Genomic DNA, 13,327 nt, shown 5'->3' on the forward strand with positions numbered 1-13,327 from the left:
ATGAAGGACGTGAGAGGCCGCGATAGGCCCCGGGGAGCTGCCAACTGAGCTTTGATCCGGGGGTGTCCGAATGGGGAAACCCGGCAGTCGTCATGGGCTGTCACCCACTGCTGAACACATAGGCAGTGTGGAGGGAACGAGGGGAAGTGAAACATCTCAGTACCCTCAGGAAGAGAAAACAACCGTGATTCCGGGAGTAGTGGCGAGCGAAACCGGATGAGGCCAAACCGTATGCGTGTGATACCCGGCAGGGGTTGCGCATGCGGGGTTGTGGGAATTCTTTTGATCGGTCTGCCGGCCGGTCGGCGAGTCAGAAACCGTTGATGTAGTCGAAGGACATGCGAAAGGTCCGGCGTAGAGGGTAAGACCCCCGTAGACGAAACATCAGCGGCTTGCTTAAGAATCTCCCAAGTAGCACGGGGCCCGAGAAATCCCGTGTGAATCTGGCGGGACCACCCGCTAAGCCTAAATATTCCCTGGTGACCGATAGCGGATAGTACCGTGAGGGAATGGTGAAAAGTACCGCGGGAGCGGAGTGAAATAGTACCTGAAACCGTGTGCCTACAAGCCGTGGGAGCGTCGCCGTTGTTCTTCGGAACAACGGTCGTGACTGCGTGCCTTTTGAAGAATGAGCCTGCGAGTTAGCGGTGTGTAGCGAGGTTAACCCGTGTGGGGAAGCCGTAGCGAAAGCGAGTCCGAATAGGGCGATTGAGTTGCACGCTCTAGACCCGAAGCGGAGTGATCTAGCCATGGGCAGGTTGAAGCGGAGGTAAGACTTCGTGGAGGACCGAACCCACCAGGGTTGAAAACCTGGGGGATGACCTGTGGTTAGGGGTGAAAGGCCAATCAAACTCCGTGATAGCTGGTTCTCCCCGAAATGCATTTAGGTGCAGCGTCACGTGTTTCTTGCCGGAGGTAGAGCACTGGATAGGCGATGGGCCCTACCGGGTTACTGACCTTAGCCAAACTCCGAATGCCGGTAAGTGAGAGCGTGGCAGTGAGACTGTGGGGGATAAGCTCCATGGTCGAGAGGGAAACAGCCCAGAGCATCGACTAAGGCCCCTAAGCGTACGCTAAGTGGGAAAGGATGTGGAGTCGCAGAGACAACCAGGAGGTTGGCTTAGAAGCAGCCACCCTTGAAAGAGTGCGTAATAGCTCACTGGTCAAGTGATTCCGCGCCGACAATGTAGCGGGGCTCAAGCGTACCGCCGAAGTCGTGTCATTGCAGCAATAGGGCCAACGCCCGCTGTGATGGGTAGGGGAGCGTCGTGTGCCGGGTGAAGCAGCAGCGGAAGCTAGTTGTGGACGGTTCACGAGTGAGAATGCAGGCATGAGTAGCGATACACACGTGAGAAACGTGTGCGCCGATTGACTAAGGGTTCCTGGGTCAAGCTGATCTGCCCAGGGTAAGTCGGGACCTAAGGCGAGGCCGACAGGCGTAGTCGATGGACAACCGGTTGATATTCCGGTACCCGCTTTGAAACGCCCAATATCGAATCAGGCGATGCTAAGTCCGTGAAGCCGTTCCGGACCCTTCGGGGAAAGGAAAGTGGTGGAGCCGACGAACCAGACTTGTAGTAGGTAAGCGATGGGGTGACGCAGGAAGGTAGTCCAGCCCGGGCGGTGGTAGTCCCGGGGTAAGGGTGTAGGCCGAGGGGTAGGCAAATCCGTCCCTCATTAAGGCTGAGACCTGATGCCGAGCCGATTGTGGTGAAGTGGATGATCCTATGCTGTCGAGAAAAGCCTCTAGCGAGTTTCATGGCGGCCCGTACCCTAAACCGACTCAGGTGGTCAGGTAGAGAATACCGAGGCGTTCGGGTGAACTATGGTTAAGGAACTCGGCAAAATGCCCCCGTAACTTCGGGAGAAGGGGGGCCATCACTGGTGATCGGATTTACTCCGTGAGCTGGGGGTGGCCGCAGAGACCAGCGAGAAGCGACTGTTTACTAAAAACACAGGTCCGTGCGAAGCCGTAAGGCGATGTATACGGACTGACGCCTGCCCGGTGCTGGAACGTTAAGGGGACCGGTTAGTGCGCTTTCGGGCGTGCGAAGCTGAGAACTTAAGCGCCAGTAAACGGCGGTGGTAACTATAACCATCCTAAGGTAGCGAAATTCCTTGTCGGGTAAGTTCCGACCTGCACGAATGGCGTAACGACTTCTCGACTGTCTCAACCATAGGCCCGGTGAAATTGCACTACGAGTAAAGATGCTCGTTTCGCGCAGCAGGACGGAAAGACCCCGGGACCTTTACTACAGTTTGATATTGGTGTTCGGTTCGGCTTGTGTAGGATAGGTGGGAGACTTTGAAGCGGCCACGCCAGTGGTTGTGGAGTCGTCGTTGAAATACCACTCTGGTCGTGCTGGATGTCTAACCTCGGTCCGTGATCCGGATCAGGGACAGTGTCTGATGGGTAGTTTAACTGGGGCGGTTGCCTCCCAAAGGGTAACGGAGGCGCCCAAAGGTTCCCTCAGCCTGGTTGGCAATCAGGTGTTGAGTGTAAGTGCACAAGGGAGCTTGACTGTGAGACCGACGGGTCGAGCAGGGACGAAAGTCGGGACTAGTGATCCGGCGGTGGCTTGTGGAAGCGCCGTCGCTCAACGGATAAAAGGTACCCCGGGGATAACAGGCTGATCTTCCCCAAGAGTCCATATCGACGGGATGGTTTGGCACCTCGATGTCGGCTCGTCGCATCCTGGGGCTGGAGTCGGTCCCAAGGGTTGGGCTGTTCGCCCATTAAAGCGGTACGCGAGCTGGGTTTAGAACGTCGTGAGACAGTTCGGTCCCTATCCGCTGTGCGCGTAGGAATATTGAGAAGGGCTGTCCCTAGTACGAGAGGACCGGGACGGACGAACCTCTGGTGTGCCAGTTGTCCTGCCAAGGGCATGGCTGGTTGGCTACGTTCGGGAGGGATAACCGCTGAAAGCATCTAAGCGGGAAGCCTGCTTCAAGATGAGTATTCCCACCTCCTTGAGAGGGTAAGGCTCCCAGTAGACGACTGGGTTGATAGGCCAGATGTGGAAGCCCGGTAACGGGTGGAGCTGACTGGTACTAATAGGCCGAGGGCTTGTCCTCAGTTGCTCGCGTCCACTGTGTTAGTTCTGAAGTAACGACCGTGTTGTCATCCGGTTGGTTAACTTCATAGTGTTTCGGTGGTCATAGCGTTAGGGAAACGCCCGGTTACATTCCGAACCCGGAAGCTAAGCCTTTCAGCGCCGATGGTACTGCAGGGGGGACCCTGTGGGAGAGTAGGACGCCGCCGAACAACCCGCCCTTTTAGCTCAGTCGGTAGAGCGTCTCCATGGTAAGGAGAAGGTCAACGGTTCGATTCCGTTAAAGGGCTCCAACAAAGAAGGCCCCCGCCATCAGGCGGGGGCCTTTTTGCGTTTCTAGAAGTAACCGGTCTCGCCGTCGAGGAGTTCGCGGATCGTGTCGAGGTGGCCGGCGTGCCGGGCGGTCTCTTCCAGCATGTGGAGCAGGATCCAGCGCAGTGAGGCCGCCCCGGGCTTGAAGTCGGGGTTGAGGCCGGTCCGGTCCAGGTCGTGGGCGGCGCTGACCTCGTTGGAGATCGCGCACTGGGCCCCGTACTCCTCCAGGAGCTGGGCCAGGGGGACGCCGTCGACCTTGAAGTCGCGGTCCTCCTCGTCGCCGAACTGGGGGTTCTCAAGGGCCCCCCGGTTCAGGAAGAGGACCTGGAACCAGCAGTGTTCCGTCCAGCGCATATGGGAGACGAGCCCGGCGACGGTCATCAGAGGGGAGCCGGGGAGGACGGCCCGGTGGGCGTCCTCTTCGGAGATCCCCTCGCATTTCCACTGGATGATCGACCGTTGGAGGTCGAGCCAGCCGATGAGCTGAGTACGTTCGTCCGCCGTGAAATCCGGGCGGTTGCGGGGTATGGGCATGAACGCCGAGGTTAGTTCGGGGACGTGCCCCACCGCACCGGGTTTTCGGGGTCAGTCGCCCTCTCGCTGCTGCGGGACGCGCAAGGCGAGGATGGCCATGTCGTCCGAGGCCGGTTCGGCCGCGAAGCGTTCCACGGCGCGCAGGACGCGGGCGGCGACGGCGCCCGCGGTGAGCCCGGTGCACGTCGTGAGGACCTCGGCGAGGCCGTCGTCGCCGAGCATGCGGGTGCCCTCGCGGCGTTCCGTCACCCCGTCCGTGACGCACAGGAGGACGTCGCCCGCGTCCAGGGTCACGGTCTGCTCGTAGAGGTCGAGGTCTTCGATCACACCCAGCAGGGGCTGCGGGTCGGCCGCGGGGACCACCTCGCCGTTCGGGCGCAGGCGCAGCGGGAGCGGGTGGCCGGCGCAGACGACCTTCATCAGGGCGCTGCCGTCCGGCTGGGGGTGGAGTTCCCCGTACAGGAGGGTGAGGAAGCGGCTGCGGGCGCCCTCGTCGAGGATGGCCGCGTTCAGGCGCTCCAGGACCGCGGGGCCGCCCAGGCCCTCGCGGGCCAGGAGGCGCAGGGCGTGGCGGGCGAGGCCGGTGACGGCGGCCGCCTCGGGGCCCGTACCGCAGACGTCGCCGATGGCGAAGCCGTACGCGCCGTCGCGGATCGGGAAGACGTCGTAGAAGTCACCGCCGACCTCGTTGCCCTCGCCGGCCGCGCGGTAGATGACCTCGACCTCCATGCCGGGGATGGCGGGGGAGCCGGGCGGGAGGAGGCTGCGCTGGAGGGAGCGGCTGATGGCGGTGCGCTCGGAGTAGAGACGGGCGTTGTCCAGGGCGAGGGCGGCCCGGCGGGAGAGGTCCTCGGCGAGTTCGAGGATCTCCTGGCGGAAGTGCTCCTCGGAGGGCTTGCCGAGGGTGAGGAGGCCGATGACGCGGTTGCGGGCCAGCAAGGGCAGGATCACGGTCTCGCCGCCGACGGCGAGGGCGGTCTCGTGCCAGGGGCGGGCGCCGGCCTCGCGGACCGGCTCCGGCGGGCTGACCCGGGAGAGGAGCTCCTTGAGGCCGTCGATGCGCTCCTCGTCCTCGTGCAGCACGTAGGAGAGGAAGGGGTCGGAGGACTGGTCGGCGATCGTGTAGACGGCGCACCAGGTCGCGAGGGTGGGGACGGTCATCTGGGCCATGAGTGCCAGGGTCTGGTCCCGGTCGAGGGTGCCGGCGAGCAGGTCGGAGGCTTCGACGAGGAAGGAGAGGGAGCCGCGGCGCAGTCGTTCCAGCTCGCCGAGGCGGGCGGATTCGACGGCGAGGGCGATGCGGTCGGCGGCGAACTGGAGGCGCAGGGCCTCCTCGTTGGAGTAGCGGCCGGGAACTTCGGCGGCGACTCCGAGCGAGCCGGTGAGGCGGCCCTCGACCTTGAGGGGGACGGTGATGACGGAGCGCATGCCGGTGGACTCCAGGAGCGGTACGGCTCCGGGGACGGCGGCGAGGTCGTCGTGGACGGCGGGCATCCGGGCGGAGCCGTAGCGGTTCGTGCCGGCTTCGACGGGGACGCGGGCGAAGCGCTGGCGGGTGGAGGGCAGGCCGGTGGTGGCGCGTACCTCCAGCTCCGTCTCGTCGTCGGTGGCCAGCAGGAGGAAGGCGGCGTCGGCTTCGAGCATGTCGCGGGCCCGCTCGACGGTGCGCTGGAGCAGCCCGTCGAGGTCGTCGGGGGCGGGGGAGCCGATGAACACCTCGAAGGGGTCCGCGGGGCGGGGCTCGCTGAGCGGGTCGGAGACGGGCACGCGTACGGGGGTCTGGAGGAGGGCACGCTCGTCGTCGTGGACGAGGAGGCAGACGATCGACGGTTCGCCGTGGGCGTCGCGGACCCGCAGGTGGGAGGCGTAGACGGGGATGACGCGGCCGTCGGCGCCGCGGATGCCGTAGCTGCCCTCCCAGCGGGACAGCCGCAGGGCCTCGGCGATCCCGGTGCCGGTGCCGGGGGTCTGCGGCCAGGCGGCGAGTTCGGCGAGGGGCCGGCCGACGACCTTCTCGGCGGCGTAGCCGAAGACGTGCTCGGCGTCCTCGTTCCAGGCGGACACGCAGTCGCCGGCGTCGACCTGGAGGACGGCGACGCGGACGCGGCTGTCGGCGAGCGGGAGGAGCTGGTCCGGGACGACGGGACCGGCGGACCGGGTACCGACCGGTCGGTCGGGCAGGTCGATGCGGAACCAGACGTGTTTGTGCGTGGCCGTGTACTCGACGCCCCAGCGGGTCGCGAGGGCGGCGCAGAGCATCAGGCCCCGGCCGCTCTCCCGGTCGGGGTCGGCGTACGGGCGCTCGCCGGGGTGCCGCAGCGGGAGTTCGCGCTCGGGGTACCGGTCGGCGACCTCGACGCGGACGCCGTCCTCGGCGCGCAGGCACAGCACCTCGGCCCGGGTTCCGGCGTGGACCACGGCGTTGGTGACCAGCTCGCTCGTGAGGACCACCGCGTCGTCGACGATGTCGGCGAAGCCCCAGCCTTGGAGGGTGTCGCGGACGAACGCGCGCGCGGCGGCGACCGACCGCCCGAGAGGGTCGAAACTGGCAGCCGCCCGAGCCGTGATCACAAATCTCCTTCGATGCGGTTGGACATCGGATGCCAGGTTACTTACCTTCGCGGTCGGCGTGGTGCGGTCGTCGGGGATTCCACCCGAGGGGCACGACGGGTGTGCGATGGTGCCGAAGTGTTATGGCCGGGTTCGGCCAGGATGAAACACTGGGCAGGCTTGCAGTGCCGGGCCGTGGAGTGTCGGGCCTTGGAGTGGTGTCCGGTCCTCGTGACCGGAAGTCCGGTGGAACAACGGTCGACCCTTTCGGGAGGGACACGGTGGAGTCTGGCGCAGCGGTGCGGCGTACGGGGACGCGCCCCAAGGGCGGGCGTTCCCGGCGGAACGGCACGACGGAAGTCGATACGGCCGCTCTGAACCGGCTGCTCGCGGCCCTGGTGTCGATGCGGGACGGGAATTTCCGCAAGCGGCTGACGGTGTCCGGCGACGGCGTGATGGCGGAGATCGCCGCCGTCTACAACGAGGTCGCCGACCGCAATCTCCACTTGACCGGTGAGCTGTCCCGGGTCCGGCGGATGGTGGGCCGGGAGGGCAAGCTGAGCGAGCGGCTGGAGACGGGGGCCTGCGAGGGTTCCTGGGCGGCCGCGATCGACGCCTCGAACCAGCTGGTGGACGATCTGGCCCGGCCGGTGTCCGAGGTGGGCCGCGTCCTGTCGGCGGTGGCCGAGGGCGACCTGGACCAGCGGATGGACCTGCGGACGCAGACGGCCGACGGGGCCGGGCATCCGCTGCGCGGGGAGTTCCTCAAGGTCGGCCGGACGGTCAACAACCTCGTCGACCAGCTCTCCGCGTTCACCGACGAGGTGACGCGGGTCGCACTGGAGGTCGGTACCGAGGGCAAGCTCGGCGGTCAGGCGCAGGTGCGCGGAATGTCGGGCTCCTGGAAGGACCTGACCGACTCCGTCAACACCATGGCGTACCGCCTCACCGCTCAGGTGCGTGACATCGCTCTCGTCACGACGGCGGTCGCGAAGGGCGATCTGTCGCGCAAGGTCACGGTGCACGTGGCCGGCGAGATGCTCCAGCTGAAGAACACCGTGAACACGATGGTGGACCAGCTGTCGTCGTTCTCCTCCGAGGTGACGAGGGTCGCCCGCGAGGTGGGTACGGAGGGCGAGCTCGGCGGCCAGGCGAAGGTGCCCGGGGTCGCGGGCGTGTGGAAGGACCTGACCGACTCCGTCAACACCATGGCGGGGAACCTCACCGCCCAGGTGCGCGGGATCGCGCAGGTGACGACGGCCGTCGCCAACGGCGACCTGTCGCAGAAGGTGCGGGTCAGCGCGCGCGGCGAGGTGGCGCAACTGGCCGAAACGATCAATCAGATGACCGAGACCCTGCGGACCTTCGCGGACGAGGTCACGCGCGTGGCCAGCGAGGTCGGGGCCAAGGGAACCCTCGGTGGCCAGGCACAGGTGCCGGGCGCGGCGGGGACGTGGAAGGACCTCACCGACTCGGTGAACACGGTCTTCCGCAACCTCACCACGCAGGTGCGGGACATCGCGACCGTGACGACGGCGGTGGCCAACGGGGACCTCTCGCAGAAGGTCACCGTCGATGTGGCCGGCGAGATGCTGGAGCTGAAGAACACCGTCAACACGATGGTGGACCAGCTCCAGTCCTTCGGCGCCGAGGTGACGCGGGTGGCCCGCGAGGTCGGCGTCGAGGGCGAGCTGGGCGGCCAGGCACAGGTGCCGGGCGCCGCCGGTACGTGGAAGGACCTCACCGACTCGGTGAACACCGCCTTCCGCAACCTCACCGGGCAGGTCCGCAACATCGCGCAGGTGACGACGGCGGTGGCCAACGGCGACCTGTCGCAGAAGGTCACCGTGGACGTCTCCGGCGAGATGCTCCAGCTGAAGAACACCGTGAACACGATGGTGGACCAGCTGTCCTCGTTCGCCGACCAGGTCACGCGGATGGCCCGGGACGTGGGTACGGAGGGCCGCCTCGGCGGCCAGGCACGGGTGGAGGGGGTCTCGGGCACCTGGAAGGAGCTCACCGACTCCGTCAACTTCATGGCCGGCAACCTGACCTCCCAGGTGCGCCAGATCGCCCAGGTGACCACGGCGGTGGCCCGCGGTGACCTGTCCCAGAAGATCGACGTGGACGCGCGCGGCGAGATCCTGGAGCTGAAGAACACCATCAACACGATGGTCGACCAGCTCTCCGCCTTCGCCGAGCAGGTGACCCGGGTGGCCCGGGACGTGGGTACGGAGGGCCGGCTCGGCGGTCAGGCGCAGGTCCCCGGCGTGGCCGGGGTGTGGCGCGACCTGACCGACTCGGTGAACGGCATGGCCGGGAACCTGACCTCGCAGGTCCGCAACATCGCGCAGGTCGCGACCGCGGTGGCCCGCGGCGACCTGTCCCAGAAGATCGACGTGGACGCGCGCGGCGAGATCCTGGAGCTGAAGAACACCCTCAACACCATGGTCGACCAGCTCTCGAACTTCGCGGAGCAGGTGACCCGCGTCGCCCGCGAGGTGGGCACCGAGGGCATCCTGGGCGGTCAGGCGGAGGTGAAGGGTGTCTCCGGCACCTGGAAGGACCTCACCCAGTCCGTCAACTTCATGGCGAACAACCTGACCTCGCAGGTGCGCAACATCGCCGAGGTGACGACGGCGGTCGCGATGGGCGACCTCTCGAAGAAGATCACCGTCGACGCCAAGGGCGAGATCCTCGAACTCGTCACGACCGTCAACACGATGGTCGACCAGCTGTCTTCGTTCGCGGAGCAGGTGACGAGGGTGGCCCGCGAGGTGGGTTCCGAGGGCATCCTCGGCGGTCAGGCGCGGGTGCGCGGGGTGACCGGCATCTGGAAGGACCTGACCGACAACGTCAACCTGATGGCCAACAACCTGACGTCGCAGGTGCGCAACATCTCGCAGGTCTCGGCGGCGGTCGCCAACGGTGATCTGACGAAGAAGGTCACGGTCGAGGCGCGCGGCGAGGTCGCCCAGCTCGCCGACACCGTCAACACGATGGTCAAGACCCTGTCCTCGTTCGCCGACGAGGTGACGCGGGTGGCCCGCGAGGTGGGCACGGAGGGCCGGCTCGGCGGTCAGGCGCACGTGCCGGGGGTGTCGGGGACGTGGAAGGACCTCACCGACTCGGTGAACTTCATGGCCTCCAACCTCACCGGCCAGGTGCGGCAGATCGCCATGGTCACGACCGCCATCGCCAAGGGCGACATGACCAAGAAGATCGACATCGACGCCCGCGGCGAGATCCTGGAGCTCAAGACCACCATCAACACGATGGTCGACCAGCTGTCCTCGTTCGCCGACCAGGTGACGCGGGTGGCCCGCGAGGTGGGTACGGAGGGCATCCTGGGCGGCCAGGCCCGCGTCCGTGACGTGGACGGCACCTGGCGGGACCTCACGGAGTCCGTGAACGAGATGGCCGGGAACCTCACCCGGCAGGTGCGGGCCATCGCGGCCGTCGCCACGGCCGTGACCCGGGGCGATCTGAGCCTGAAGGTCGACGTGGACGCCGCGGGCGAGATCCAGGTCCTCCAGGACAACATCAACACGATGATCGTCAACCTGCGCGACACCACCTTGGCCAACAAGGAGCAGGACTGGCTCAAGGGCAACCTGGCCCGGATCTCCGCCCTGATGCAGGGCCGCCGGGAGCTGGACGACGTGGCCTCGCTGATCATGAGCGAGCTGACCCCGGTGGTCTCCGCGCAGCACGGCGCCTTCTACCTCGCCCTGCCCGCGGGCGGCAGTCCCGAGATCGGGACGGACGGCGGCGCGGACGGCTCGTACGAGCTGCGGATGCGCGGCAGTTACGCGTACGCCGGCACCCAGATGCCCACGTCGTTCCGGCCGGGGGAGGGGCTGATCGGGACGGTCGCCGAGGAGAAGCGGACGATCCTCGTCGAGAACACCCCGCCCGGCTACCTGAAGATCTCCTCGGGGCTGGGCGAGGCCCCGCCGGCGCACGTGATCGTGCTGCCGGTGCTGTTCGAGGGCACGGTCCTCGGGGTCATCGAGCTGGCGTCGTTCACGCCGTTCACGCAGATCCAGAAGGACTTCCTCAGCCAGATCGCCGAGATGATCGGTACGAGCGTCAACACCATCTCCGTCAACTCCAGGACGGAGCTGCTGCTCAAGCAGTCGCAGGAGATGACCGAGCAGCTGCGCGAGCGCTCCGACGAGCTGGAGAACCGGCAGAAGGCGCTCCAGGCCGCCAACGCGGAACTGGAGGAGAAGGCCGAGCTGCTGGCCCAGCAGAACCGGGACATCGAGGTGAAGAACACCGAGATCGAGGAGGCCCGGCAGGTCCTGGAGGAGCGCGCCGAGCAGCTCGCGGTCTCGATGCGCTACAAGTCCGAGTTCCTGGCGAACATGTCGCACGAGCTGCGCACGCCGCTGAACTCGCTGCTGATCCTGGCCAAGCTGCTCGCCGACAACGCCGACGAGAACCTGTCGCCGAAGCAGGTGGAGTTCGCCGAGACCATCCACGGCGCGGGCTCGGACCTGCTCCAGCTGATCAACGACATCCTCGACCTGTCGAAGGTCGAGGCCGGGAAGATGGACGTCTCGCCGACCCGGATCGCTCTGGTCCAGCTCGTGGACTACGTGGAGGCGACCTTCCGGCCGCTGACCGCGGAGAAGGGGCTGGACTTCTCGGTACGGGTCTCCCCGGAGCTCCCGGCGACCCTGCACACCGACGAGCAGCGGCTGCTCCAGGTGCTGCGCAACCTGCTGTCGAACGCGGTGAAGTTCACCGACACCGGTGCGGTGGAGCTGGTGATCCGGCCCGCCGGTACGGACGTGCCGCCGGCGATCCGGGAGCAGCTGCTGGAGGCCGGTTCGCTGCGGGAGGCGGACGGGGACCTGATCGCCTTCTCGGTGACCGACACCGGCATCGGGATCGCGGCGAGCAAGATGCTGGTGATCTTCGAGGCGTTCAAGCAGGCCGACGGGACCACCAGCCGCAAGTACGGCGGTACGGGCCTCGGGCTGTCGATCAGCCGGGAGATCGCCCGGCTGCTGGGCGGGGAGATCCACGCGGCCAGTGAGCCGGGCCGCGGGTCCACCTTCACGCTGTACCTGCCGCTGCACCCGAGCGAGCTGCCTCCGCAGGGGTACGCGCCGCCGACGCCCGGTGGCGGGCGCGGCGAGCTGTACCGCAGGCCCGCCGAGGAGGCGCGGCCCGTGCTGCCGGCGGCCCCGGCGGCGCCGGTGTCCGTACCGCCCGCGCAGGCCCGGCCGGCGCTGCCCGCGACCCCGGCCCACGATCCGGTGGGTCAGGGGCTGGGCGGAGCCGCCGCGCTGTTCCGGCGGCGGCGCAAGTCGCTGAGTGACGCGGAGGCGCGGACGGCGGTGCCGGGGCAGTCGATGACGCACGGCCCCGAGGACGGCTGGGGCGGGGCGGACGAGGAACTGCCGGTGTCGCCGCGGACGTACGACTTCCACGGCGAGAAGGTCCTGATCGTGGACGACGACGTGCGCAACGTCTTCGCGCTGACCAGTGTGCTGGAGCAGCACGGACTGGCGGTGCTGTACGCGGAGAACGGCCGGGAGGGCATCGAAGTCCTGGAGCAGCACGACGATGTGACGGTCGTGCTGATGGACATCATGATGCCGGAGATGGACGGGTACGCGACGACCTCGGCGATCCGGCGGATGCCGCAGTTCGCGGGGCTGCCGATCATCGCGCTGACGGCGAAGGCGATGAAGGGGGACCGGGAGAAGGCCATCGATTCCGGTGCCTCCGACTACGTCACCAAGCCGGTCGAACCCGACTATCTGCTGTCGGTGATGGAGCAGTGGATGCGCGGAAAGTGATCACCGGGCGTCGGCGCGGGTGTCATTCGCTGACGCAGTGTGGCGGGTGCGGTGTGGGAGTGCTGGATTCGGGGAACCTTCTGCACCCCCACACCGTTTCCGTTTCGTGCACAGTGACATCCTGGTGACAGGGTGTGGCGATCTCGGGACTGGGGCTACGATGACCGGCACAAGGACGGACGGCGCAAGGATGCCGTCCTCTGGGGCGGGGCCCGGCGCACAGGCCGGAGCCAGGAGCCGGGGAGGCCCCATGCCGGGGCGAGGAGGACAGGGCATGGTGCAGAAGGCCAAGATCCTCCTGGTCGACGACCGGCCGGAGAATCTGCTGGCGCTGGAGGCCATCCTCTCCGCGCTCGATCAGACACTGGTCCGGGCGTCGTCAGGGGAGGAAGCGCTCAAGGCGCTGCTGACGGACGATTTCGCGGTCATCCTGCTGGATGTGCAGATGCCGGGAATGGACGGATTCGAGACCGCCGCGCACATCAAGCGGCGGGAGCGGACCCGGGACATCCCGATCATCTTCCTCACCGCGATCAACCACGGTCCCCACCACACCTTCCGCGGCTACGCGGCGGGCGCGGTGGACTACATCTCCAAGCCCTTCGACCCGTGGGTGCTGCGGGCGAAGGTCTCGGTGTTCGTCGAGCTGTACACGAAGAACTGCCAACTGCGGGAGCAGGCCGCGCTGCTGCGGCTCCAGCTGGAGGGCGGCGGTTCCACCGGTGTCGAGGGCAGCAAGGAGACGGCCGGACTGCTGGCGGAGCTCTCCGCGCGGCTCGCGGCGGTCGAGGAGCAGGCCGAGGCGCTGACCAAGCAGCTCGGCGAGGATTCGGCCGACGCGGCGGTGGTGGCGACCGCAGCCCATCTGGAGCGCAAGCTGACCGGACTGCGGCGGGCGCTGGACGCGCTGGAGCCCGGGACCGGCGGGGGCGCTCCGGTGCTGCCCGCACAGGGCTGAGCGTCCCGCCGGTCTGGCGGTCCGTCAAAGAGGCCGCCAGTACGGCGACACGAACGGGTGAAGGGGTGGGCACGCGTGTCCACCGGCGTGGACACCGGTAA

Annotated in this window: 4 protein-coding genes, 1 tRNA gene and 2 rRNA genes (1 of these 7 only partly in view); 5 read left to right on the forward strand and 2 right to left on the reverse strand. The window is 66.9% G+C overall.

Annotation, left to right across the window (positions count from 1 at the left end; genetic code table 11):
• From EES41_RS26615 to EES41_RS26625, 3 genes are all read left to right on the forward strand, one after another.
• Positions 1 to 3,075: ribosomal RNA gene (locus tag EES41_RS26615) — 23S ribosomal RNA — on the forward strand (it extends 48 nt beyond the left edge of the window).
• 73 nt (positions 3,076 to 3,148) lie between these two features.
• Positions 3,149 to 3,265, forward strand: a 5S ribosomal RNA gene (gene rrf, locus EES41_RS26620).
• Positions 3,266 to 3,270: 5 nt separating this feature from the next.
• Positions 3,271 to 3,346: transfer RNA gene (locus EES41_RS26625), tRNA-Thr, on the forward strand.
• Between the two features lie 43 nt (positions 3,347 to 3,389).
• Here the strand turns inward: EES41_RS26625 and EES41_RS26630 are convergent.
• On the reverse strand, positions 3,390 to 3,902 hold the full coding sequence (locus tag EES41_RS26630) for a DinB family protein (RefSeq protein ID WP_123080609.1): 513 nt from the start codon (positions 3,900 to 3,902) through the stop codon (positions 3,390 to 3,392).
• A 51-nt stretch (positions 3,903 to 3,953) separates the two neighbouring features.
• Positions 3,954 to 6,473: a SpoIIE family protein phosphatase gene (locus EES41_RS26635; RefSeq protein ID WP_174261744.1), complete on the reverse strand. Its 2,520-nt coding sequence runs from the start codon at positions 6,471 to 6,473 to the stop codon at positions 3,954 to 3,956.
• Positions 6,474 to 6,733: 260 nt separating this feature from the next.
• Here EES41_RS26635 and EES41_RS26640 point away from each other — a divergent pair, with 260 nt between their 5' ends.
• Together EES41_RS26640 and EES41_RS26645 are read left to right on the forward strand one after the other, a co-directional pair.
• Entirely contained in the window at positions 6,734 to 12,268 is a 5,535-nt protein-coding gene (locus tag EES41_RS26640; RefSeq protein WP_174261745.1) for a HAMP domain-containing protein, read from the forward strand.
• Positions 12,269 to 12,542: 274 nt separating this feature from the next.
• Complete coding sequence (locus tag EES41_RS26645; protein WP_123080611.1) at positions 12,543 to 13,226, forward strand: two-component system response regulator; 684 nt, start codon at positions 12,543 to 12,545, stop codon at positions 13,224 to 13,226.
• The last annotated feature ends 101 nt before the right edge of the window (positions 13,227 to 13,327 follow it).

This window comes from Streptomyces sp. ADI95-16, from assembly GCF_003721495.1.
Classification (GTDB): domain Bacteria; phylum Actinomycetota; class Actinomycetes; order Streptomycetales; family Streptomycetaceae; genus Streptomyces; species Streptomyces goshikiensis.